Source organism: Segetibacter koreensis DSM 18137 (assembly GCF_000374045.1).
GTDB lineage: Bacteria > Bacteroidota > Bacteroidia > Chitinophagales > Chitinophagaceae > Segetibacter > Segetibacter koreensis.
In genome coordinates this window covers 1-23,158 of record NZ_KB893314.1, presented here as the reverse complement: position 1 = coordinate 23,158, position 23,158 = coordinate 1, and the positions used below count along the sequence as shown (strand labels likewise).

Annotated in this window: 24 protein-coding genes; 20 read left to right on the top strand and 4 right to left on the bottom strand. The window is 38.4% G+C overall.

Annotated elements, in window-relative coordinates:
* Positions 1 to 264 precede the first annotated feature (264 nt).
* From B154_RS0100130 to B154_RS0100075, 12 genes are all read left to right on the top strand, one after another.
* Positions 265 to 1,371: an acyltransferase family protein gene (locus B154_RS0100130; protein ID WP_018610870.1), complete on the top strand. Its 1,107-nt coding sequence runs from the start codon at positions 265 to 267 to the stop codon at positions 1,369 to 1,371.
* A 172-nt stretch (positions 1,372 to 1,543) separates the two neighbouring features.
* Positions 1,544 to 2,524, top strand: a complete 981-nt coding sequence (gene moaA, locus B154_RS0100125; RefSeq protein WP_026259856.1) for a GTP 3',8-cyclase MoaA — start codon at positions 1,544 to 1,546, stop codon at positions 2,522 to 2,524.
* Positions 2,525 to 2,526: 2 nt separating this feature from the next.
* A complete protein-coding gene (locus B154_RS0100120) occupies positions 2,527 to 2,805 on the top strand; it encodes an Rdx family protein (RefSeq protein ID WP_018610868.1) in 279 nt (92 codons plus the stop codon).
* Positions 2,806 to 2,948: 143 nt separating this feature from the next.
* Entirely contained in the window at positions 2,949 to 4,133 is a 1,185-nt protein-coding gene (locus B154_RS0100115; RefSeq protein ID WP_018610867.1) for a molybdopterin molybdotransferase MoeA, read from the top strand.
* 12 nt (positions 4,134 to 4,145) lie between these two features.
* A complete protein-coding gene (locus tag B154_RS0100110; RefSeq protein ID WP_033410808.1) occupies positions 4,146 to 4,886 on the top strand; it encodes a sulfite exporter TauE/SafE family protein in 741 nt (246 codons plus the stop codon).
* 45 nt (positions 4,887 to 4,931) lie between these two features.
* Positions 4,932 to 5,165: a MoaD/ThiS family protein gene (locus B154_RS0100105; RefSeq protein WP_018610864.1), complete on the top strand. Its 234-nt coding sequence runs from the start codon at positions 4,932 to 4,934 to the stop codon at positions 5,163 to 5,165.
* 3 nt (positions 5,166 to 5,168) lie between these two features.
* Positions 5,169 to 6,275: a HesA/MoeB/ThiF family protein gene (gene moeB / locus B154_RS0100100; RefSeq protein WP_018610862.1), complete on the top strand. Its 1,107-nt coding sequence runs from the start codon at positions 5,169 to 5,171 to the stop codon at positions 6,273 to 6,275.
* Between the two features lie 129 nt (positions 6,276 to 6,404).
* Positions 6,405 to 6,848 (top strand): molybdenum cofactor biosynthesis protein MoaE, encoded by a 444-nt coding sequence (locus tag B154_RS0100095; RefSeq protein WP_018610860.1) that lies wholly within the window; start codon positions 6,405 to 6,407, stop codon positions 6,846 to 6,848.
* A gap of 1 nt (position 6,849) precedes the next feature.
* Positions 6,850 to 7,767: a bifunctional molybdenum cofactor biosynthesis protein MoaC/MoaB gene (moaCB, locus tag B154_RS0100090; protein ID WP_018610858.1), complete on the top strand. Its 918-nt coding sequence runs from the start codon at positions 6,850 to 6,852 to the stop codon at positions 7,765 to 7,767.
* A 135-nt stretch (positions 7,768 to 7,902) separates the two neighbouring features.
* Positions 7,903 to 8,115 carry an AtpZ/AtpI family protein gene (locus B154_RS0100085; protein ID WP_018610856.1) on the top strand — a complete coding sequence of 71 codons (213 nt, stop codon included), beginning with the start codon at positions 7,903 to 7,905 and terminating at the stop codon, positions 8,113 to 8,115.
* 2 nt (positions 8,116 to 8,117) lie between these two features.
* Positions 8,118 to 8,516: a hypothetical protein gene (locus B154_RS0100080; RefSeq protein WP_018610854.1), complete on the top strand. Its 399-nt coding sequence runs from the start codon at positions 8,118 to 8,120 to the stop codon at positions 8,514 to 8,516.
* A complete protein-coding gene (locus B154_RS0100075) occupies positions 8,503 to 9,138 on the top strand; it encodes a SprT-like domain-containing protein (RefSeq protein ID WP_018610852.1) in 636 nt (211 codons plus the stop codon). The genes B154_RS0100080 and B154_RS0100075 overlap by 14 nt, the downstream gene beginning before the upstream one ends.
* An 86-nt stretch (positions 9,139 to 9,224) precedes the next feature.
* Here the strand turns inward: B154_RS0100075 and B154_RS0100070 are convergent, their stop codons facing one another.
* The 4 genes from B154_RS0100070 to B154_RS0100045 form a co-directional block, all read right to left on the bottom strand.
* Complete coding sequence (locus B154_RS0100070) at positions 9,225 to 9,713, bottom strand: GNAT family N-acetyltransferase (RefSeq protein WP_018610850.1); 489 nt, start codon at positions 9,711 to 9,713, stop codon at positions 9,225 to 9,227.
* 274 nt (positions 9,714 to 9,987) lie between these two features.
* Entirely contained in the window at positions 9,988 to 10,308 is a 321-nt protein-coding gene (locus tag B154_RS27255) for a hypothetical protein (protein WP_018610846.1), read from the bottom strand.
* Positions 10,309 to 10,554: 246 nt separating this feature from the next.
* Positions 10,555 to 11,334, bottom strand: a complete 780-nt coding sequence (locus B154_RS27250) for a phosphatidylinositol-specific phospholipase C/glycerophosphodiester phosphodiesterase family protein (RefSeq protein WP_018610842.1) — start codon at positions 11,332 to 11,334, stop codon at positions 10,555 to 10,557.
* 88 nt (positions 11,335 to 11,422) lie between these two features.
* On the bottom strand, positions 11,423 to 12,661 hold the full coding sequence (locus B154_RS0100045) for an ABC transporter permease (protein WP_026259854.1): 1,239 nt from the start codon (positions 12,659 to 12,661) through the stop codon (positions 11,423 to 11,425).
* 98 nt (positions 12,662 to 12,759) lie between these two features.
* Here B154_RS0100045 and B154_RS0100040 point away from each other — a divergent pair, with 98 nt between their 5' ends.
* From B154_RS0100040 to B154_RS27235, 8 genes are all read left to right on the top strand, one after another.
* On the top strand, positions 12,760 to 14,043 hold the full coding sequence (locus B154_RS0100040; RefSeq protein WP_018610838.1) for a type IX secretion system plug protein: 1,284 nt from the start codon (positions 12,760 to 12,762) through the stop codon (positions 14,041 to 14,043).
* 4 nt (positions 14,044 to 14,047) lie between these two features.
* Complete coding sequence (locus B154_RS27245; RefSeq protein WP_018610836.1) at positions 14,048 to 14,446, top strand: hypothetical protein; 399 nt, start codon at positions 14,048 to 14,050, stop codon at positions 14,444 to 14,446.
* 613 nt (positions 14,447 to 15,059) lie between these two features.
* The gene (locus tag B154_RS30375; protein WP_157580310.1) at positions 15,060 to 15,674 is read left to right on the top strand and encodes a hypothetical protein; all 615 of its coding nucleotides are present in this window, start codon (positions 15,060 to 15,062) and stop codon (positions 15,672 to 15,674) included.
* 20 nt (positions 15,675 to 15,694) lie between these two features.
* Positions 15,695 to 17,044: a TolC family protein gene (locus B154_RS0100025; protein WP_033410804.1), complete on the top strand. Its 1,350-nt coding sequence runs from the start codon at positions 15,695 to 15,697 to the stop codon at positions 17,042 to 17,044.
* A gap of 12 nt (positions 17,045 to 17,056) precedes the next feature.
* Positions 17,057 to 18,322: an efflux RND transporter periplasmic adaptor subunit gene (locus tag B154_RS0100020; protein WP_018610830.1), complete on the top strand. Its 1,266-nt coding sequence runs from the start codon at positions 17,057 to 17,059 to the stop codon at positions 18,320 to 18,322.
* Positions 18,323 to 18,718: 396 nt separating this feature from the next.
* Positions 18,719 to 19,462 carry an ATP-binding cassette domain-containing protein gene (locus B154_RS0100015; protein WP_018610827.1) on the top strand — a complete coding sequence of 248 codons (744 nt, stop codon included), beginning with the start codon at positions 18,719 to 18,721 and terminating at the stop codon, positions 19,460 to 19,462.
* Between the two features lie 14 nt (positions 19,463 to 19,476).
* A complete protein-coding gene (locus B154_RS0100010; protein WP_018610826.1) occupies positions 19,477 to 20,697 on the top strand; it encodes an ABC transporter permease in 1,221 nt (406 codons plus the stop codon).
* Between the two features lie 756 nt (positions 20,698 to 21,453).
* The coding region (locus tag B154_RS27235; RefSeq protein WP_211217440.1) for an FG-GAP-like repeat-containing protein at positions 21,454 to 23,158 on the top strand (1,705 nt) is incomplete at its 3' end.

The window sequence follows — 23,158 nt, the reverse complement described above, 5'->3', positions numbered from 1 at the left end:
AGACACTTTATACTTTTTCTAAACTTACTTCTTCCTGGTGTAAGCCATCTGGCCTTATTCTTCATACTAACACTACCTGATTATAGTTGAATGGCTTCTTATCAAACAAATGCAGAAGTTTTTCTAAATTTTTATTTCTGTATCATAAACTCTCAATATCTATATTGTTGAGAGGATGCATCGTTTTAGAATTTTAATCGATTCTGAAAAATGTTGGATGTGTCTAAATAACAGGATTTTAAAAAACTAAATGGGCTTTAATTAATGAAAATAGAAAAATTAGAAGCAATTAGAGGATTTGTTGCTATTTATATTGTGTTACATCACATAGTTGCATTTAACCATTTACAAAACGAGCACCTTGTATTAAAATTAATATTTATGCACCCCCAGGAAGCGGTGCTTTTGTTTTTTTTATTATCCGGTTTTGTTATTTATTTATCTGCTGCTAATAGTAAGAATTTAAGTTTCTATAAATATATCAAAAAACGTTTTGTTAGAATTTATCCTATCACCCTGGCAGCACTGGCTATTAGTACCATTATCTTTTTGATCAACGGAGGTAGACTTACATTTTTTGATCTCAAAGTTCTTGCGGGAAATATTTTTATGCTTCAAGACGACCAGCTACAGCCCGGGTACATCGTCCCCGCGTATTTAAAAAACTTTCCTTTGTGGTCATTATCCTATGAATGGTGGTTTTATGTTATGTTTTTTCCCTTATTTACTTATTTACAAAGAAAACGATCTCAAATACCGTTTCCACATGTATACATAATTTTATGTATTTGTTTAATTGGCTGGTTTCTGTTTTTAATAACGCCCAATTATTTTTTTTTAGTGATAACTTATTTTTTACTCTGGTGGACAGGCGTAGCGTGTGCCGAGGTTTACTTAATTCATAAAGATTTTACATTTAAAAATTTACTTCCCGTATTTGTATCGTTATTAATAATGTTTGTGTTTTTAAGTATGCCGATAATTTACGGTTATTTTTTTAAGCATCAAACCTTGAGTGAAGTTAATGCGGTATATCGTTTTACTACTTACTGGCACTATTATTTAGACGCGCTATTGTTTTTACTAATTGGTTTAATATGGTGGAAGTGTCATTTAAAAGGTTTTGATATTATTTTGAAAAGATTTAAAATTTTTGCTTCTATTTCTTTTGCTGTTTACATAATTCATTTCCCTTTTATTTGGTTAAATATCCCTTTTATACATAATTTCTACCTATTGTATCTGACCAAAATAGTTCTAATTCTTTTGACTTCTTACTTGCTTGAGATTAAAATGCAGCCTTTGGCAAACCGGCTATTTAATAATAGAGGTATTGCAAACAGCTTACGATTGGAAAAACAGGCATTTTAATTACGATGATTTTTTAGGCAGGTGTCGCGGTTGACCCCATGAGGCTGGCACAAATTATTGACTCAGACGTGAAGGAATTTTATATCCATAACAGAGAAAAAAAGTGAAAAAAATTATATCTATTATGGAAAAACATTTTGATAATATTTTTTCGGTCTAACTTTATTTAATAATGTTAACAGACAAATACAATAGAACCCACAATTATCTTCGGATTTCGCTCACCGATAATTGCAACTTGCGTTGCTTTTATTGTATGCCCGAAGAGGATTATAAATTTGCGCCTTCTTCAAAGCTGATGCAGGCAGATGAAATAGAGGCAATTGCGGGAACCTTTGTAAAACTTGGTGTAAATAAAATAAGGCTGACGGGAGGCGAGCCGCTTGTACGTAAAGATGCCGATAAAATTATTCGTTCTGTTGCTAAATTCCCGGTTACACTTACATTAACCACAAACGGAACACGTTTACATGAATTTACTGGTGTTTTACGCGATGCCAATATAAAATCCATTAATGTAAGTCTCGATACATTAGACCCTGAAAAGTTTAACCTGATTACCCGCCGAAACAATTTTGAAAGGGTTTGGCAAAACATACATTTATTGATTGAGGAAGGAATACACGTAAAGGTTAACGTGGTTGCAATGAAGGGGTTAAATGATAATGAAATTCTGGACTTTATCAAGTGGACAAAAGATACGCCAGTTCACGTCCGTTTTATAGAGTTTATGCCATTTAGTGGTAATAAATGGACCAGCAATAAAGTGTTGACCTGGCAGCAAATACTTCAAATAATTGAGACTGAGTATTCATTTCTTCCGCTAAGGGGCGAAGCAAATGATACAGCAAAAAAATACATCGTTCCCGGTCATGCAGGCACTTTTGCGATCATCAGTACTATGACGTCACCTTTCTGCAGTACCTGCAACCGAATGCGCTTGACGGCAGATGGTAAAATGAAAAACTGTCTTTTTTCAAAAGACGAAATGGATTTATTAACGGCCTTTCGTGCCGGTGAAGATATAGAAATGCTGATACGACAATCTGTGAGTAACAAAGCCAAAGAACTGGGAGGGCAATTTTCAGGTAACTTTGAAGATCTGCATTCAGAAGAAATTGAAAACCGTAGCATGATAGCAATTGGAGGATAAAAATGAAACCTGTCATTACTATTGAATATTGTCCAAAATGTGGCTGGCTTTTAAGAGCGGCATATATGGCGCAGGAGATATTAACTACTTTTGCTGATGATGTAAAATCGGTTTCATTACAACCTGCTGAAGTCAGCGGCAGCTACGTAATTTATTGTAACGATGAAAAAATTTTTGACCGCAAAGAGCAGGGTCGTTTTCCTGATATAAAAGAGTTGAAACAAATGATTAGAGATAAAGTTGCTCCTGAAAAAAGCCTGGGCCACTCTGATAAAAAATAAATTTTACGGGTAGCCGGCATAGGTACTTTCATTATGCTTTTGTTGCGTCGCACACTTTTACCGTAACTCACCAGGTTGCAGAAAAAAACCTTTCATAAAAAACTGGAATGAATGCAGCATGATCTTAATATATACCTATATAAATGATATCAGTAAGCGAAGCAAAAAATATTGTCCGAACCAATACAGAACCCTTGATTGCGGTAACGGTTCCATTACAACAAGCTTCAGGATTAGTGCTTGCTGAAAATATATATGCTTCTGTTGATATACCTGCATTTAACCAATCTGCCATGGATGGTTATGCCTTTGCATTTGGTGATTACTCTGCTGCCAACAAACTGCAAATAGCGGGCGAAGTGCCAGCAGGTGTAGATGTAAACTTTGAAAACTTAGTCGGTAAAGCCGTCAGGATTTTTACGGGAGCACCAGTACCAAAAGGTGCAGATACAGTTGTAATGCAGGAAAAGACCGCTGTAGAAAATAACCGACTCTTAGTACTTGATGAGCAATTAGTACAAGGAAGCAACGTAAGGCAGAAAGGTTCAGAAATAGCGGCAGGAGCCTTAGGACTAAAAAAAGGCACTTTTTTATCTCCTGCAGCTATTGGTTTTCTTGCCGGTATTGGTGTGGCTCAATTAAATGTATATCCAAAGCCAGCAGTAACACTTATAGTCACAGGGAAAGAATTACAACAACCTGGCAAACCGTTACAGGCGGCTCAGGTCTATGAGTCAAATTCACTTACTCTAAGGGCGGCTTTGCAACAACTGCATATTTTTAAAATAGAAGTTATTGTAGTTGATGATGATATAGATGTTTTACAAAAAACATTGAGAAAATCCTTACAAACATCAGATATTGTGTTGTTGACAGGTGGCATAAGTGTAGGCGACTATGACTTTGTTTTACAAGCGGCAGAGTTGTGTGGAATTGAAAAAAAGTTTCACAAGATTAAACAAAGGCCGGGAAAGCCGCTGTATTTTGGTAAAAAGCAGGCGACCTCGGTTTTTGGACTTCCAGGCAATCCATCATCTGTACTAACTTGTTTTTATGAATATGTAATTCCTGCTATCGAAGAGATGACAATGCGGAAAGGTATCATTGTGACAGAACAATTAATTTTAGGCAAAGCTTATAGTAAAAAAACCGGTTTAACTCATTTTTTAAAGGGAAAAAAAGAAGGTAAATTTGTGTATGCCTTAGACGCACAAGAGTCGTATAGATTAAGTTCTTTTGCTAACGCAGATTGCCTAATTTGTTTGCCGGAAAATAAGGAAGAATTTAAAGATAATGATTTAGTTGAAGTTCATATATTACCTGTATAAATGCATTTTGGAATGGCGGAAAATTTTATGCTTTTTTACTTTTTGTTGTTTCTTGTTGCATTTTTATATGCATCAGTAGGGCATGGCGGAGCAAGTGGATATCTTGCATTGATGGCAATTTTTAGTGTTACACCTGAAGTAATGAAGCCGACCGCCTTAATGCTAAATCTTTTTGTATCCCTTACTTCATTTATTCAATACTACAGGGGCAAACATTTTAAATGGAAAATATTTGTTCCTTTAGCAATAGCTTCTATACCAATGTCATTTATAGGAGGATTGCTGGTACTCGATGGAACAATCTATAAAAAAATACTTGGCCTGTTGTTATTGATACCGGTAGTAAGGTTTTTAATTTTTAAAAATCCCAAAATAGATGAGACAAAAAAGCCTGATATAATTCTTTCATTAGTGATAGGTGGTTCTATAGGACTGCTTTCCGGAATGATTGGAATAGGGGGAGGAATTATTTTGTCTCCAATTATTTTGTTATTAAAATGGACAGATCAGAAACAGACTGCAGCAATAAGTGCGATGTTTATTTTCGTAAATTCATTAGCAGGATTAACTGGTCAATTAACAAAAGGCATACATTTTAGTGCAGATATGTATTGGTATGTGATTATCGCCTTTGCCGGTGGCCTTTGCGGCGCGTATTTCGGGGCCTTGCGGTTTAAACAAACTATATTAAAAAATATTCTTGCGTCTGTTTTACTTCTGGCGGCTTATAAATTATTATTTACTCATGCCTAAATAAGGTTTTGAGGTTGAAAAAGCAACAAGTTTAATAAAATATCCATGCAGATAAATGTTATTATATTCGGGCAAATCGTAGACATAACAGGAACGAGCGCTATTGCTGTTGAAGATGTAACAGATACGAATCAGCTTGTTGAACGGCTGGCTACTGCATATCCTGCTTTAAAGAGTGCTAAATATGCAATTGCTGTTGATAAAAAGATAGTGAAAGAAAACACTGTTTTAAGCAACAATAATACGATTGCCCTTTTGCCCCCATTTTCAGGTGGATAAAATATGAATGAAAACAAATCATACGAGCGATACCAGCGGCAAATGCTGCTGAAGGAAATTGGTGAAGCGGGTCAGCAGAAACTGTTGCGATCAAAAGTATTGGTAATTGGGGCCGGCGGATTAGGATGTCCTGCTTTGCAATATCTTGCAGCAGCAGGGGTGGGCACAATTGGTATCGTTGACAACGACGTTGTATCCCTCACCAATTTGCACCGGCAGGTTTTATATACTACTAATGATATCGGTCTGCCTAAGGCAGAACGGGCTACTGCCGTGCTGCAAAGTCTAAACCCCGATATTAGAATAATTCCTTACAATTTTCGGCTTACTAATCAAAATGCATTGGATGTAATTGATGAATACGACATAGTTGTAGATGGTACAGACAACTTCTCATCCCGCTATATGATAAATGATGCTTGTGTGTTACTAAACAAACCATTGGTGTACGCAGCCATCTCAAGGTTTGAAGGCCAGGTGGCTGTTTTTAATTGCGCTAATAGCAAAAATGAAAAAAAGGTTAACTACCGTGATTTATTTCCCGTTGCTCCTGAAGACAATGAAGTAATGAACTGTGCCACTGCCGGTGTTTTAGGTGTTCTTCCTGGTATAATCGGCAGTATGCAGGCTAATGAAACTATTAAACTTATTACAGGCATTGGTCAGCCTTTGGTTAATCGTTTACTAACCTACAATGCACTAACAAACGAACTGTACGAATTGTCAATGTCTGCATCTGAGCATACTGCTTCTTTTATTCCAAAAGATAAAATTTCTTTTAAAAATATTGATTATGATTGGTCTTGCTCTGCACCCAATTCTTTTGAAATAGATTCCGCACGATTCAATGCCTTGCTAAATAAAAATAATATTACTGTAATCGATGTGAGAGAATTTGGTGAACAACCGGTGATAAAAGAATTTTCTCATGTTCATATTCCTCTGCGTGAAGTTGCTGAACAAACTTCGAAGCTGAACACAGAAATTTTAATTACATTTTGTCAATCAGGAGGAAGAAGTATGCAGGCTGCTAAAGTATTATCCGATACTTTTGGCAATTCAAAAAAAATATATAGTTTAAAAGGTGGCATTGTAAATTGGAAACCTTGAAAAGTTTAGGGCTTCAGCGGTAAATACAATTGCTTATTTGTTGTTGCAGCTGAAGTGTGCGACGCAACGGTGTCTAATAGAAATTGTATCGCCTGTTACCAAAAATATGAACGTTGATAACAAACGACTATGGCAGACAAAAAAATAAAAAATATATTTATGCAGGGCCCAATTCCTGCAGGTTTTATCGCGGACAGTATCCAAAAACACAGCACCAAAACAGATATTGGTGCACACAGCATTTTTCTTGGACAAGTGAGAGATGATATAATCGGAGATAAAAAAGTTGCCGCAATAGATTACACAACATATGAAGAAATGGCCCTTGAAAAAATGCAGGAAATACGTGAGGATATGTTTTCAAAGTATGCTTTAACGTGTATGCATGTATATCATAGTCTTGGTAAAGTGGCGGCGGGAGAATTAAGTTTATTTGTATTCACTTCATCAAAGCATCGTAAAATGGCCATAGAGGCGTGCGAAGAAACCGTGGAAAGAATAAAAGCAGAGTTACCTGTTTGGGGCAAGGAATTGCTTGAAGATGAGAGCTATCAATGGAAAGAAAATAAATAACATGGTTGATATAACACATAAAGTAAGCAGTTTACGCAAAGCAATTGCAACCGCAATAGTAAAAGTATCAAAACAGGAAACCATAGATGCAATTCAAAAAAGGCAGGTGCCAAAAGGCGATGTTTTTGAGTTTTCGCGAGCTGCCGGGCTGTTGGCGGTAAAGAAAACAAGCGATGTTATTCCCGATTGTCATCCCTTGCCGGTCGAGTATACCGCAATAAAACATGACATAGATGGTCTTAATATCATCATCTCTGTAGAAGTGCACACCATTTACCGCACAGGGGTAGAGGTTGAAGCTATGCATGGTGCTTCAATAACAGCATTAACAATGTATGACATGCTAAAACCGATTGATAAAGCCGTAGAAATATCAACCATAAAATTAGAAAGCAAAAAAGGTGGAAAATCAGATTTTAAAGATTTTCCACCTCATGCAATAAAATGTGCAGTAATTGTATGCTCGGACAGTGTTGCGGCTGGTTCTAAGCAGGATTTTGCGGGAAAAGCTGTTATTAAAAAAATGGAGCAAAGTGGGTTAAATGCTTCAGTTTATAAGATTATTCCAGACGAATTTGATGTTATACAAACGACAGTAAAGCAATTGAGCGAAGAAGGTTTTGGCCTGGTTATTTTTACAGGAGGTACAGGTTTATCAAAGCGGGATGTAACGCCTGAGGCCATTGAGGTGCTGATAGAAAGAAACATCCCGGGAATTATGGAAGCAGCCCGTAGCTATGGACAGGAGCGCACGCCATACGCGATGTTATCTCGCGGGGTTTCAGGATTTATAAAAAATACATTGGTTCTTACATTGCCAGGATCAACGCGTGGCGCTGAAGAAACAATGGACGCTTTGTTTCCCTATATCATTCATATATTTAAAGTAGCTGAAGGACTGAGGCATAGTCAAGATTAGAGGTAGCTGTAACATATTAATCAAACCCTTTCTATCTCTATATTTGCAACGAAGTGTGCAAAAAGGTAAAGTTTTTGTATTATTCATATATTAATTAATAGAGAAATCATTCACACCTATGACTAAATCATAAGCATGGAAAAAGCGCCAAAAGGAAATGACCAACTCTTGCTAAAGTACCTTGGCCTGGCCACCCAGATAATGCTAAGCCTTGCTCTTGCTGTATTTGCAGGCATGAAGTTAGATAAGTGGCTTTCCTTTTCAACACCTTTACTGGTTTGGATATTACCTTTATTGGTATTGGTTGTGATAATTTGGCAAGTTATTAAGGATACCTCTAAAAAGTAAAAATGTTCAATAAAAGTATTATTCCCCTTGTTGTTGTTTTTTTAATTATTGCAGCTTTAATATTCATACTCAGGCAGTTTCTTCAGTCTCACGGATTTGACTGGCAGGTACTGAGTGGAGGAAATTTATTTGTTTACATTATCACTACTGTTTCCATCCATTTTTTAAGTAAAGGAATAAATGCTGCAGATACAAATGCTTTTTTAAGAAATGCTTATGGAGCTATCTTAATTAAATTGTTTGCCTGCGCCGGCGCAGCTTTTATCTACATTCTGGCTTCAGGTAAAAACTTAAATAAACCTGCTTTATTTGCTTCTATGGGTTTGTATCTTCTATATACTTTTGTTGAACTTTCAGTTATAATGAAACAAAGCAACGCTAGAAAGAATGTCAAAAACTGAGCATCCTTTGCAGGCTTTAGCTGAATATTTGCCAGCTGGTACTTTTCTTCCGGTAGCTGCTTATTTGCAGCAGTATAAAGTGCACCTTACTATAGCACGTGAGCGTAAATCAATTTTAGGTGATTATAGAAATGCACATAATAGCCGTAACCATCGCATAAGTGTAAATGGAAATTTAAATGCGTATTCATTCCTAATAACCCTGCTGCACGAGCTTGCTCACCTGCTTACTTTCGAAAAGTATGCAAACCGGGTGCAATCGCACGGTCGTGAGTGGAAAACGCTTTTTGGACAGTTGCTTGCGCAGTTTATTCAAACAAAAATCTTTCCGGCTGATATTGAAAGGGAGCTTTTAGCAACTTTGCATAATCCCGGCGCAAGCAGTTGTGCAGAAGAAAGCCTGATGAGGGTTTTAAGAAGGTATGACCCGAGAAATGAAGGTCAGATGCTGGTAGAAGAAATACCGGCTTATGCAGTATTTAGAATGAAAGATGGCAGAACTTTTAAAAAAGGAGAAAGACTGCGGAAAAGATACCGATGTGAAGAAGTGGGAACAAAAAAAGTGTATTTATTCAGCCCCGTATTTGAAGTAGAATTAGTGGAGATAACTGATACCGGATAGTAATAAGCAAAACAATAATTTTTGCGGCACCTAGCATTTCAATGATTTTATGTAAAGTCTTTACTTTATGCTTTTTAGCCACTCCTTTACAGCTTCTTTAGCATCCATACATCGCATCCAAAATGGCCCGTATTTCCTATAGGACCTTTTAAATATTTAAATCCGAATTTTTCGTAAATACTAACCGCTTTGCTTAGTTCCGGCATTGTTTCTATATACACTTGTTCATAACCATACATCCTTGCAAATTCAAGACATTTTTCTATTAATAATTTACCTAAGCCCTGTCCTCGTGCTTCCGCGCGCAAATACATTTTCACCAGTTCACATGTTTTTACAGGTAAGCCATCAGAAGGAAATATGCCGGCTCCTCCAAGTAGTTTCTCACCGCGTTGAGCTACATAATATAAGCTTCCCGGTTGTTGAAAAAGCTCATACAGATGATCAGTTGTATTATCGTAATATACAGTCCCGGGCTTATCGGCACCAAACTCAGCAAGAGCCGTTCTCACAATTGATGCAAGCTCCTGGTTGTCGTTCAAATCAATCTTTCTAATAATAATATTATTTTTCATGCCCGTGCAAATGTACTAGCTGACAACATTTTGTATTCATTAATGTCTATAAAAATTAAAACACTTTCCTGTTTTAAAAATTGCATTCTCGAATATAAGTATTTTTAAAAATCAAGTTACCTAAGAAAATGACAGTGTAAAGGACTAAAAAGATACCATAAAAAGAATTGTAATAAGTAATTTCTTAAATAAGACAAGGAAGTCATATAAAGATTAAAAGCTATTTTCTAAGAAAATAGCTTTTAATCTTTATCGCAATGTATCTAGATCGCCATTAAGGACGGCTTGAACTTCCACCGCTTCCACTAGTGCCTGTACCACTACCGCTGGTACCTGAAGCTCCAGAACTACTCGCTCCTGCACCACTACCACTACCATTTACTCCAGCAGCTCCTGAGCTGCTGCCAGTTGTTCCCAAAGAATCTGACATCATAGAACCTGTATCGGCAGCTGTTCCGCTTACTGATGCGCTACCGCTACTCATACTTTCAGAACTATTTGTTGTACTGTCAGTAGTGCTCGTGCTATTATCGCCCGAGCCACCACACGATGCCAAAGCTAAAACTAAAGCGCTTCCAAAAATTACTTTCTTCATGTGTCTTTTTTTAGTAATTAAAATTGTTACTGGTTTTGATAAACATCTTCACCAATCCAATATTCCTGCCAGCGCTTTTTGTGGAAATAAGAGTAAAAAGTGAGGAGATATTGTAGATTTATACAATGTCTCCACTTGTAAACATATGATTTGTTTTCCCTAATTAACTATGTAACAAATAATAAAAAGTAGTGAATGTACAACCACTGTAAAAACACAGGAAGACTTATTTTTAGACAACGAGGCTTATCTCGTTTTGCTGTACTTGTTTAAAAAAGCTGCAAGTTGGTTAATATGATCTGTATTAATAAAATCTATTTGTAAACGCATCAGCTGATACCATGCATTTGTTGTATCAGGTGCTTCCCAAAACCTGACCGGCTTATGCAAAGCATGAGCGTTATCGATTTCAGCTTTTAACAATGCTTTTTCCTTTTTTGTGATACTGCCTGTTCCATTCCATTGTGAGTAATTTTTGAAGCTGGAACTCAACATAGCTATTTTATCAAGTGATGCCTGGCTATACCGAGTGCCAACGTTTCCGTCAAAAAGTATGTAAGGAGGATATGTGGGAAATTTATCGGGAACCGGCCGGCCACCCGTAATAACTATTTTTAATGAAGGGTTGTTAATTAATGTGGGATATTGTTGCAGAACCGTAATGAGTTTATTTAATGTGGCGATAGAATCGGTCTTGATATCTATCAATAACTGCAGTTGTTTTGTTGTATCATTATAAACAAAACCTTTTTGCTTTTCTATACATGACTGCAGCGGTTTTAAATATAGATCTTCCAATGATCTTTTATATACAAGTTCTTTTTCTTCATGCGCTACAAGAAGCTGGCCTTCCCGTAAAAAAATATCAGCCTCAATAGATCCGAACCCGGCATTATAGGCAGCCCAAAAGGGATCAGCCTGTTCATAATCATTGTGTGAATGCGCGTTGGCAACTGTATATTGTGCCGGCTGTGCTGATACAGACTGGAAAATGCATAAAAAGAGGCAGTAGTAAATATATTTCATTGAATGGGTTTTCTTTAGCATGTGTTTATAATTGTAAAAGCAATAAATGCTGGTTTATGTTGATTTGCTCTCACTAGCCGTTGAGACATTATCTAAACTGTATAGCTTTTACGGGCTGCACGCTTTTAACTATTAGTGTAGGAAGTATTAATGAAAGAAAACAAACCACAACAGTTCCTCCACATACGGCTGCCACTTGCCACCAAATTAATTTTACCGGGGCGACAGATACGTAATAAGCCGACTCATTTAGAGTGATGAAGCCTGTTTTTTGTTGCAGAAGACATAGCCCCACACCAAATATAAAACCCGCCCCAGCGCCTATAAGTGTTATGTAAGTAGCATTAAACAAAAATATTTTTTGAATAATGGCATCGCTGCTGCCAATGGCTTTTAAAATACCAACCATTCTTGTTCTTTCCAGCACCAGGATGAGCAGGCACGTAACCAGGTTTATAATGGCAACAACAGCCATCACAATAAATATGACGTTCCGGTTTACGTCCTGTATCCCCAACCAATCAAAAATATTGGGATAGACTTCTCTTACTGTTTTGCTGGTCCAGTTTGGCGGTATAAGATCGCTGTTTAGAATCGTTCCGTTAACGCTGTCCATCATTTTGTAATTATGGAGAAATACTTCATATCCACCAATTTCTTCCGGTTGCCAATTGTTTAATCTTTGTATAAGCCGCAGGTCGCCAATGGCAAAAAGGTTGTCATATTCTTCAATACCTGTCTTAAAGATCCCACTAACCTTCAATCTTCTGAAACTGCTTTTTCCCCCCGCAGCATCTATAAAATGTATCTTAATACTATCATTTAATTTTATTTGTAGCTGGTCAGCTATTGCCGCAGATACTGCAATATCATGACTATATAATGTATCAGAAAAAGACGGCCACCGTCCCTGGCGTAAAAAGTTTTTTAAGTTGGCAAAATTGTACGTTTTCTCTACCCCTTTAAACAAAATTCCCTCAATGTTCGTTTGCTGCTGCAGTACTGCACTTTTTGTTGCAAAAGGCTGTATGGTTTCTATGTCGCGTAGCTTTTTAAGTCCATTTATTATCGAATCATTTTTTGTCAACGGACTTTCTTCTGCCACCAACGCTTTACTCGGCTCATACTGCTGCAAGCGCAAATGCCCCCAGAAACTAAACACTTTTTGGCTCACTGTTTCCTGGAAGCCATTTACAAAAGCAAGTGTGAGAATCATGGCAGCTACACTTACTGCAGTTGCAGTTATGGCAAGCCTGATAATAAAACGGGAAAAGGATTGTTGTGAGTTAAAGGCAATGCGTGTGGCTATAAAAACTGGAACGTTCAATCGGCATGATTTTAGATTATTGCCAAAACTACATTGATGAAATGAATGCAACAAAATCATTTATATGTTGTAGGTTAGAGTATTCATAATCTTTTTGCATGATCCGATTATTATCTTTTTGGCTTGCTCTTACTGTTTCTGTAATCTGTTACGGACAAAGTCCGGATGTTACGTATATGCATAATATACACGGTGTGAAGCTCTTTATGCAGGGAAACCAACTCGGTTATCCTATCATCGCTCTCAACAGCGGCGACCTGCTTGAACTTCATTTTGATGACCTTGATGGACGGGTAAAAAATTATTTTTATACTTTTCAACTTTGCAACGCTGACTGGTCGCCTGTTAACCTAAGCACTTTCGATTATTTAAAAGGCTTTAGCGAGGTACGCCTCAACCAGTACAGGCTCTCCTCCATATCACAGACAAAATATGTTCATTACCAGGCCATACTTCCCGACCGAAATTGTGCTCCCTCTAAAAGTGGCAATTATTTGTTAAAAATTTTTTTAGATGGCGATACCAGCAAACTTGCTTTTACCCGTCGTCTGTTAGTGTATGATAAGCAGGCAGAAGTAGGGTTATCAATAACGCAGCCATTTAATGCAGAACTGTTCAAGACGCATCAGAAAGTGCAGTTCCAGGTAAATAAAGGACAGTTAAATGTTGTAAATCCTATACAACAGATTAAAGCTGTGGTGTTGCAAAATTACCGGTGGGATAATGCAAAAATGAATATTCCCCCAACATTCATCAGAAACAATATGATGGAGTTTAATAATGAAAACGTTTTGGTTTTTCCTGCTGGAAGAGAATTTCGCTGGGCCGACCTTCGCAGTTTTCGTTTACAAACAGAGCGGGTTGACAGGGCTGAATACGCACCCAGCAACATTCATATTTATCTAAAGCCTGATGGAGAAAGAACCCAGGCTCGGTACCTGAAATTTGTGGACTACAATGGTTTTTATTACGTGGAGTCTACTGAAGTTTCTAATCCATGGTGGCAATCTGACTATGCTAATGTTCATTTTACTTTTGTCCCTAAAGGCAACCAGCCTTTTGCTGACAAAAAAGTTTTTGTGGTAGGGGAGATGAATAAATACAATCTTGATGATACCAGTGCCATGACCTATAACGCAGATAAAGGAGTGTACGAAAAAACACTATATCTAAAACAAGGCTACTACTCCTATATCTATGTTACAAAAGATCTGCACAATCCAAATAGTGAACCTTTGACAGAACAAACAGAAGGCGATTATTGGGAAAGCGAAAATGAATATACTGTATTGGTATATTACCGTTCATTATCGGGAAGGCATGACGAATTGATAGGGGTATCCAACATCAATTCGCTTAACAGCCGCCGGGTAGGATTTTAAAAAAATGAAAAAACTATTTTTTATATTCTTTGTGTTATTTGCTTTTACGGCCGTTGCCCAAAAGGTGGAAAGCATATCATTTAACCTTTATACCGATAGCCTCAAAAAAGGCGTTTACAATTACATAAACGTTGATGGTAAACGCACCGACGGCAGTTATATTCCACTGATGAGCGATGAAGTTACGTTTACGAGCTCTGCAGGCAAGTGGGACGGTAACAGCCTAATTATTGACAGTTCGTATAAACTTGACTCTGTAGTTATAACAGCTACATTAAAACAACAGGCTGAGATAAAAAAGAACATTACCATTTTCATAAAAAAAACAGACACAAACCCGCCTCTCAAAACTGAAAAAGAGCTTCTCGATGAGTGGAAAATGAAAGCCCGGCAAAAAAGTTAGAAATAAATCCTTTGTTCTTCAAATTATTTGCAGGCTATTTGTTCTCTAACCTTTCATTCTATTATTTTCGAATTACCTTTCGTTCAACTGATGAAATCCAATTAGGACATTCTTCTGGGTTAGTTTCGAATGTTTGCCTTCATTTCTTTCCAGCCCTAATTTGTTTATCTTTTGTGCCTCTTCCTCAGCTGTGAGCTTCTACTATTACTAGACCTTATCTCTAAAACTTCAAAAGGGTTTTACGCAAATTTTAACATCATAAAGGCATTCTTCTATAGCTCATGGATTTCTGGCAACTATGATATCCGTGCTTGACTTTTCGCATTTTATTATTACTTCGGCATAGTGGGCCTACATTAGTTAAAGAAAATGGTGTACTTCGAAAGCTCATCGCTATTTTCTATTTCTGGAGCCATAAGATAGTAGAAATTTTTTCTGGAATAATGATAAACTGCAATTGAGGACGGTATCCAAAATCAGCAATGTTATTGATTTAAATCAGTATAAATGATGTAGAAAATTGCAACATTTGATCTAATAATACAGCGACAAGGTAGATATAAAAGCCGGGTATAACATGTTGTTTAGCGGCCTGTTATCGCAAGTGCGGAATATGAAAAGCTTTAAAAAAACATGGTTCTCGATTGCACTGGTAACTGCACTGGCAGCAGCAACAAGCTGCGACACGCCTTCGTATGTAGAAGGTGGTGTGCATTATGTAAATCCTCCCTGGGCGCCTGCTTACTATCCGGGAGTGAGGTACTACTACCTGCCGGATATTGAAGTCTATTATGATCTATCGAGGCAGCAATTCGTTTACTTCGGCAACGGACAATGGATTTTCTCGCCAGCGTTGCCATCCATTTACGCCGGCTACGACCTATTCAATGGATTTGTGGTTGCACTCAATTTCCGGGTCTTTCAACCATGGATGCGCCACCATTATTATGTATACCACTATCCGCATTATTACTACCGGAATTATTACAGAAGAATGGATCTCGAAGCTCTGAGAGGCTTTAATGAAAACAACCGAAAAAATCTTTTTTGGAAACCGGGTTACCAGGAAAGGAGAAATGATCGTTGGGAAAATAAAACAGGCACAAAACCTCCAATTACCAGGCCTCCTCGAAATATTAATTTAAACCAAAAACAAGTTGATCAGCCGGCAAAGGTGACATCTCCAATAAGAGAATATAAGCCGATAAAAAGGCCGGAACGGCAGTAACTGCTGTATACATTTTTGAAATGAAACTGTTGATGCGATACCTCCTTTTACTTTCTGCGTTTGTAGTGTGCAAGTGCATGCATGCACAGGTGTCGGACTCTGCAAGAAAATGGAGCATCGAGGATTGTTTTAGATACGCTGCAGACCACAACATCCAGGTCAATTCACTTCGGTTAGATGAACAATTTACCGAGCAGGACCTCGAGGCAGCAAAAGGTGTTAAAATACCTGGCCTATCAGCATCTGTTAATAATATTTTCGAAAATAGTAATACGAATACGGCACGAGATGGCAACGCTTTAAAACAGTTAACAAGCAACGGAAATTATACGCTTAACTCATCTATTGTCTTATGGAATAACAATTACATCAACAACAATATCAGGCAAAGAGACCTCCTTACACAATCGGCAGGACTTTCTGTACAGCAATCGCTCAACAACATTACTTTGTCGATCACGCAGGCTTACCTGGATATACTCTTTTCGAAGGAAAACCTAAAATATATCACTGACCTTGTCAATAGCTCAGAAGCAAGGGTAAAGCAAGGACAACAGTTTTATGACGCCGGAAGCATTGCAAAGAAAGAGTTGTTGCAACTGCAGGCACAGTTGGCAAGCGACAAATATTTGTTGGTACAAACACAAAATGCCATCAGGCAAAACGTGCTGGCGTTAAAACAAATTCTGCAATTACCTACCGATATAATATTTGATATTGTTACTCCGCCTTCTGTTGAAGTTGCTGAAGAAATGCCTTCTCTTTATGACGTTCAACAAGCGGCGCTGCTAAACTTTCCTGAAATTAAAATTGGCAAATTGGGAGTAAATATTGCGGAACTGGATATTGTAAAAGCTAGAGCCAGCTTTAAACCCGCACTTACTGCAACTGGGTCTTTGGGCACGGGGTATAACGACGTTATTACCAATTCAATTTCTCCAAAAACAGGCTACTTTACCCAAGTAGGCCATAATTTTTACCAGCGCTTAGGAGTAACGTTATCCATCCCGATTTTTTCCAATCGTATCAACAAGACCAACCTTGCAAAAGCCAATATCCAGTACAAACAGGCTTATCTCAATTTGAAAAATAACCAGCTGGTTTTATCGCAGACAGTAGAACGGGCATACTTAAATGCAGTAAACGCAAAACAAGCTTACGAAGCAGCTAACCAGCAATTGCTAGCAGCCACTGAAAGTTACCGTATAGCAAATGAACAATCGAAGCTGGGAGCCATTAACGCTTACGATCTTTTGCAGCAACGGAACCAGTACGTGCAGGCAGTGCAGCAATTTACGCAGGCAAAGTACAGCGCTGTTTTGCAGCAAAAAGTATACGAATTCTACATAGGCAAACCGGTGTCTTTATAAATATTAATTGAAATGAAAAAGAAGACGATTCTGTTATTCTCGACCATTGTTGTTGCAGCCGCAGCCGCGATCTTTTATTTCAATTCAAAAGAAAAAAAACAGGCTGTAATGTTCGTTACCGTTAAACCAGGATATGGATATATAGCTAAGAGCGTAACCGCTACCGGAACCATTCAACCGGTAGATACGGTTTCTGTAGGTGCACAGGTATCTGGTGTGATTAAAACAGTGTACGTTGATTTTAATAGTACTGTAAGGCAAAGCCAGTTGCTGGCCAAAGTCGATCCTGCTATAATTACGGCCCAAACAGAGCAATCGAAAGCAAATCTTGCCAATGCAAAAAGCAACCTCGAGTTTCAGCAGAATAACTTTGAAAGACAACATCAATTATTCAACCTTGGTGCCATCAGCAAAGCCGATTACCAGGTTGCTGTTAACCAATATAACAGCGCCAAAGCTGCTGTCGCTAATGCAGCCGCACAATTGAGGCTAACGCTAAAAAATCTTTCTTATACAAACATTTATTCGCCAATCAATGGGGTGATACTTAACCGAAATGTAAGCGCAGGGCAAACCATCGCCTCTAGTTTTAATGCGCCTACTTTGTTTGTTATTGCTAAAGATCTTACAAAGATGCAGGTACGTGCTGCCGTAGACGAGGCAGATATAGGCGGAGTACGTGCAGGCCAAAACGCCACATTTACAGTAGATGCATTTCCTGATGATACCTTCCACGGTAAAGTAGAACAAGTTTTACTGCATCCTGCTGTTACAGCCAATGTGGTCACCTACACAACCCTGATAAATGTTGATAATAAAGCCATGAAACTAAAACCGGGCATGACAGCCAGCATCAATATTTATTTGCAGGAAGATAGCAATGCCTTGCTAATTCCTTCGAAGGCGCTGAATTTTAAACCTGATTCTACGCTGCTAAAACACTACATCATCAGGAAGGCTGAAAGTAGAACAGGTAGAGGAAAAAACGATCAGCAGAAGGAGTTTTACCAGCACGTTTCTACGAATAATTTTAATCGTGAAAATGCAAATTTCCGTAAATCGTTTGTATGGGTAAAAAGGGACGATACATTAACAGAAAAGAAAATTATAACGAGCCTCAACGACGATACTTATGTGAAGGTAATAAAGGGCCTGCGACCCGATGAAGACGTAATAACAAACATTGTAGCGGGCGAAAATAAAAACGACAATAATTCGCAGCGAAGTCCTTTTATGCCTCAAATGAGAAGAAGGCCGACAAGCAGCCCGAGAAATTGACGGATCATAATAAAACAGGGATAAAACAGTGATACAATTTTTGGAGCCCAGGCAAGAATGCCACTATGAAACATTGTTGCGTCGCACTCTTGTACTGAAGATTCGTAACTCGTCATTGCGAGGAGGAACGACGACGAAGCAATCTGCTTTACATATAGCAGTAACTCATACTAACATCAGATTGCTTTGTCGTCGCTCCTCGCAATGACGGGACATGTAGGAGTTGATCCGTCAGTATGAACCAACAAACGACTGAATATGCGAAGCTTTATTTGCTGCCATAAAAAGATACAGCACAAGTGAGTGACACAACCGGGGCTGAACATAGAACAGGTGCTGGTAACATAAAAGCAACAATACGTGAGTTACGGTGCATCGATTAAAAACAGATAAATAATGAGTTCTATTGTAGAAATAAAAAACCTGGTACGTGCATTTAAAATGGGCGACGAAACAGTGAAAGCATTAAATGATATCAGCTTTACTATCGACCCTGGTGAGTTCATCAGCATTATGGGCAGCAGTGGTTCTGGTAAAACAACATTACTAAATATTTTGGGCTGTCTCGACAAGCCAACAAGCGGAGAATACTTTCTCGATGGCACCAACGTAGGTAAGCTTTCAAAAAACGAACTGGCCGCATTGCGCAACAGGAAGTTGGGTTTTGTATTTCAATCGTATAACTTATTAGCAAGAACATCCGCCATAGAAAATGTAGAATTGCCTTTATTGTACAACAATGAAATTTCCGCAAAAGAACGAAAGGAAAAAGCTCTGAGTGCACTGGAAGCCGTTAAACTTACCAATAGGATGCATCACCTTCCTAGTCAACTATCGGGCGGACAACAACAAAGAGTAGCCATCGCAAGGGCGCTGGTAAATGACCCTGTAATGATACTGGCAGATGAAGCAACAGGCAATCTTGACTCGAGGACATCGTACGAGATCATGATGCTGATACAGGAATTGAATAATGTGCATGGTAAAACAATTGTCTTTGTAACGCATGAACCTGATATCGCTTCATTTACCAAACGTACCATCACGCTGAGAGATGGCAGGATCATAAAAGACGACGTAAATAACAATGTACGAAAAGCACGGGATGTGTTACAAAATCTTCCCGTACTTACTGAATAATAAACTGTACCAAAATGAAAATTACGAATCTTTTACGGATAGCATGGCGAGCAATACAACGCAATAAAATGCGTGCTTTTCTTACCATGCTCGGTATTATCATTGGTGTGGCAGCAGTTATTTCGATGATCGCCATCGGGCAGGGTTCGAAACAAAGTATTCAAAGCCAGATCTCGGGTATGGGAAGCAATATGATCACCATAAGACCCATCAGCAACGTAACAGGAGGAGCAAGGATGGACAATACAAGTGTGCAGGCACTTTCAGAACCCGACGTGGTTGCCCTGCAAAAACATCCGCAATACCTTAATGCCGTTTCACCTTCGCTGTCAGCAAGAGGCCAGGCGATTAACGGACCTTATAACTGGAGTACAAGTTTGCAGGGAGTATCTCCTGACTATCTATCTATCCGAGGCTGGCCCTTGCAGGATGGAAATCCTTTTACAAACCAGGACGTTAAAACTGCTGCCAAGGTTTGCCTTGTTGGGCAAACCGTTATAAACAATCTTTTTCCTAACGGGGAAGCAGTTGTGGGCAAAAGCATTCGTTTCAAAAATATACCATTTAAAATAGTTGGTGTGCTAAGTAAAAAAGGTGAGAATACATTTGGTCAAGACCAGGACGATGTCATACTTACGCCGATTACTACTGTGCAGAAAAGGGTTCTCGCTACTATCTATTATCAAACCATTTTTGCCTCTGCAGCTGATGAGAATTCTACGGAAAAAGCAGCAGAAGAAATACAACAAACACTCAGAATAAGTCACAGACTGCAGAAGGGAACAGATGATGATTTTACAGTACGAACCCAGGCTGAACTCATCAGCACTTTCAGTTCAACCAGCCGCATACTTACGATATTACTTGCTGTTATTGCAGGCATTTCTCTTGTTGTCGGCGGCATCGGAATCATGAACATTATGTATGTATCTGTAACGGAACGAACCAAAGAGATAGGACTGCGCATGTCTATCGGAGCCAGGGGAACAGACATCCTGATGCAGTTCCTGATCGAGGCTGTTCTAATCGGTGTTACCGGCGGATTGATTGGAGTAGCGCTGGGAATTACTGCTGCAAAACTTGTGACTACGTTGCTCCATTGGCCGACACTGGTAACCCAAGCCTCGGTTTTACTTTCATTTATGGTTTGCTTTGCAACGGGCGTTTTCTTCGGTTATTACCCTGCGCTAAAAGCCTCACGTCTCGATCCTATTGAAGCGTTGCATTATGAATGAAAGCAGGTTGATGGTTAATATTTAGAACCATAACGGCGTTTAAATTTGGACGTATTTATGACCTAAGCAATAACATTTAATCTATACAGGCTTACGGAGTTTTTGGTTAAATTTATGATATCGAAATTTGGTCAAAAGCATAGAATGTTGTTAGCGAATTTTATCTATATAAATAGCTATTAGCCTTCAGGTTTCTTTTGAGATAGTTTGGCTGCTTAACTTAAAAACTTTGGAAAAGAAAGGGCATTTTGCCACTCTGAATCAAGCTAAAGAACACAAACCCAAAGAAAGTGTGAAATTGATAAGTGTCATCTAAAACTGATCCGATTGTGATTGATATCACAAAATTTACAATATGATTTAAATAATTTAGCAATACATTTTACTTTTTTTCGAGTTGCAACTTTCATTTAAAATTGCTTCATCTTCTTCCCAATTTCTAAAACTTCTCTTTATGAAAAATATTCAGTTTCTAGAAAACTCAGGCTTTCTACGTTTTTTCTCCTTCCTTCATTCTTATGTTTTCCGCCACTTATGGAACAGTGGGTAAAGACGTAGTATGGGGACGATCTGTTGGAGGCGATACTTAAGGAAATGCTAATGTTATGGATTTGAATGTTCCTATAAAATATAACAGGAATGGAAGTTAACTGTAGATATTAAAAAACAGCCCAAATGGATAAAGAACAAAATGGATAAAGAAAATGAAAGGGTGATAAAATAAATACATTATCTAACCACCAAAAACTCTGCATTATGAGTAACCAAACATCTACTAGTCAACAGATGAAGTCATTCTTGTCAGGGAAAACGTATCTCCTCCTGATCATAATAATATTCAACGGCTTACTGGTACAACAAACATTTGCACAACCCACAATTACCTCTTTTACGCCCGCTGATGGTCCTGTTGGCACTGAAGTAACAATAACAGGTACTCATTTCAGCAGCATTGCGGCAAACAATATTGTTTATTTCGGAGCCGTAAAATCTACTGTTATTGCCGCAACCGCTACAACGCTTAAAGTGAATGTCCCTACCGGGACAACTTATCAGCCGATCACGGTAACAACCAAAGGACTTACAGCCTATTCGTCTAAACCTTTTCTTGTTACATTTGCAAGTGTGGCCGGCCCCTTTACAGATAGTTCATTTTCGGCGAATATCGATTTTGAAACAGGTATATCTCCATTGGATAATCATTTAAGTGATTTTAATGGGGATGGAAAGCCTGATGTAATTGTTAGCGATTACAATGCACCAACAGTTACTATTTTGAAGAACCTGAGCACCAATGGGAATGTAACCTTTGATTCAGTGGTAAACCTGAAAACTTCCGGGAATGCCACAACTTGCTTTATTGGTGATTTTGACGGGGACGGAAAGCAAGATGTAGGAGCAACTGGCTATTTCACTAATTCAATTTCGGTTTTCCGAAACCAAAGCAGCGTAGGTAATATTTCTTTCGGAAGTAAAACTGATTTTGCGACCTCTGTTGGGCCAAGTTATTCTGCGATTGGTGATTTAGACAAAGATGGAAAACCTGATATTGTTATTACTGCTCGTGGCTCAGAGCGTATCTCAATATTAAGAAACACCAGCACAACAGCAAATATTTCGTTTGCTTCTAAGCTTGACTTTACAATAGGTGCCAATTCAGAACCTTTTGCGTGTGCAATGGGTGATTTGGATGGCGATGGCAAAGTCGATATTATAGTAGGAAATAGAGGAGTGGGATATATTTCACTGTTCAGGAATACCAGCACGCCAGGGCACATTTCTTTGGCAAGCAGGGTGGATATAAATATAAGTGAAGATAAGACGCCGAATGGCATTTCCATTGGTGATTTGAACGGGGATGGCGAGCCTGATATTGTAGTGGCTGGCTTTGGAAACAATTTTGCGCCCGCCTGGATTTCCATCTTGCAGAACAAAAGTATTATTGGGAGTCTTTTATTTGAAAAACATATAGACTTCTTCACGGGTGGGGCTGGTTGCCACTCTGCTTCCATCACCGATTTAGATGGTGATGGAAAGCCAGACCTGGTTACCGATAATTACTGGGACGGCATACTTTCTGTTTTAAAAAACACAAGCACCAGTGGCCACCTTTCTTTTGACAAGCCTGTATTTTTAAAGGCCAATAGCGGTCCAAATCATCCGCAAATAAGTGATTTGGACGGTGACCAAAAGCCTGATATTGAGGTAGCAAACATTTTCTCGCACAGTGTCTCCGCTTTCAGAAACTTAATAAAATTTAAGCGGTCCTCTTTAGTGAGCAGCTTTACGCTCGTAAATGCAAATACAGACAAGGATATACAAGCTATCCCTGACGGAAGTGTTTTAGATAAAACAGCTTTGCCTCCTTTGAACATCCGTGCTAACACCACTGCAACAAAAGTAGGCAGTGTTGTATTTATTTTGGATGGCCAAAAAGTAAGAACAGAAAACGGTTTTCCTT

What these genes read in the sequence shown, in the direction of transcription:
- B154_RS0100015 (WP_018610827.1), top strand. Translation starts at nt 18,719, where the DNA reads ATGAGTTCTATTGTAGAAATAAAAAACCTGGTACGTGCATTTAAAATG.
- B154_RS0100080 (WP_018610854.1), top strand. Translation starts at nt 8,118, where the DNA reads ATGTTCAATAAAAGTATTATTCCCCTTGTTGTTGTTTTTTTAATTATT.
- B154_RS0100020 (WP_018610830.1), top strand. Translation starts at nt 17,057, where the DNA reads ATGAAAAAGAAGACGATTCTGTTATTCTCGACCATTGTTGTTGCAGCC.
- B154_RS0100025 (WP_033410804.1), top strand. Translation starts at nt 15,695, where the DNA reads ATGAAACTGTTGATGCGATACCTCCTTTTACTTTCTGCGTTTGTAGTG.
- B154_RS27255 (WP_018610846.1), bottom strand. Translation starts at nt 10,308, where the DNA reads ATGAAGAAAGTAATTTTTGGAAGCGCTTTAGTTTTAGCTTTGGCATCG.
- moaCB (WP_018610858.1), top strand. Translation starts at nt 6,850, where the DNA reads ATGGTTGATATAACACATAAAGTAAGCAGTTTACGCAAAGCAATTGCA.
- B154_RS0100075 (WP_018610852.1), top strand. Translation starts at nt 8,503, where the DNA reads ATGTCAAAAACTGAGCATCCTTTGCAGGCTTTAGCTGAATATTTGCCA.
- B154_RS0100085 (WP_018610856.1), top strand. Translation starts at nt 7,903, where the DNA reads ATGGAAAAAGCGCCAAAAGGAAATGACCAACTCTTGCTAAAGTACCTT.
- B154_RS30375 (WP_157580310.1), top strand. Translation starts at nt 15,060, where the DNA reads ATGAAAAGCTTTAAAAAAACATGGTTCTCGATTGCACTGGTAACTGCA.
- B154_RS0100105 (WP_018610864.1), top strand. Translation starts at nt 4,932, where the DNA reads ATGCAGATAAATGTTATTATATTCGGGCAAATCGTAGACATAACAGGA.
- B154_RS0100010 (WP_018610826.1), top strand. Translation starts at nt 19,477, where the DNA reads ATGAAAATTACGAATCTTTTACGGATAGCATGGCGAGCAATACAACGC.
- moaA (WP_026259856.1), top strand. Translation starts at nt 1,544, where the DNA reads ATGTTAACAGACAAATACAATAGAACCCACAATTATCTTCGGATTTCG.
- B154_RS0100040 (WP_018610838.1), top strand. Translation starts at nt 12,760, where the DNA reads ATGATCCGATTATTATCTTTTTGGCTTGCTCTTACTGTTTCTGTAATC.
- B154_RS0100115 (WP_018610867.1), top strand. Translation starts at nt 2,949, where the DNA reads ATGATATCAGTAAGCGAAGCAAAAAATATTGTCCGAACCAATACAGAA.
- B154_RS0100110 (WP_033410808.1), top strand. Translation starts at nt 4,146, where the DNA reads ATGGCGGAAAATTTTATGCTTTTTTACTTTTTGTTGTTTCTTGTTGCA.
- B154_RS0100130 (WP_018610870.1), top strand. Translation starts at nt 265, where the DNA reads ATGAAAATAGAAAAATTAGAAGCAATTAGAGGATTTGTTGCTATTTAT.
- B154_RS0100120 (WP_018610868.1), top strand. Translation starts at nt 2,527, where the DNA reads ATGAAACCTGTCATTACTATTGAATATTGTCCAAAATGTGGCTGGCTT.
- B154_RS27245 (WP_018610836.1), top strand. Translation starts at nt 14,048, where the DNA reads ATGAAAAAACTATTTTTTATATTCTTTGTGTTATTTGCTTTTACGGCC.
- B154_RS27250 (WP_018610842.1), bottom strand. Translation starts at nt 11,334, where the DNA reads ATGAAATATATTTACTACTGCCTCTTTTTATGCATTTTCCAGTCTGTA.
- B154_RS0100095 (WP_018610860.1), top strand. Translation starts at nt 6,405, where the DNA reads ATGGCAGACAAAAAAATAAAAAATATATTTATGCAGGGCCCAATTCCT.
- B154_RS0100070 (WP_018610850.1), bottom strand. Translation starts at nt 9,713, where the DNA reads ATGAAAAATAATATTATTATTAGAAAGATTGATTTGAACGACAACCAG.
- moeB (WP_018610862.1), top strand. Translation starts at nt 5,169, where the DNA reads ATGAATGAAAACAAATCATACGAGCGATACCAGCGGCAAATGCTGCTG.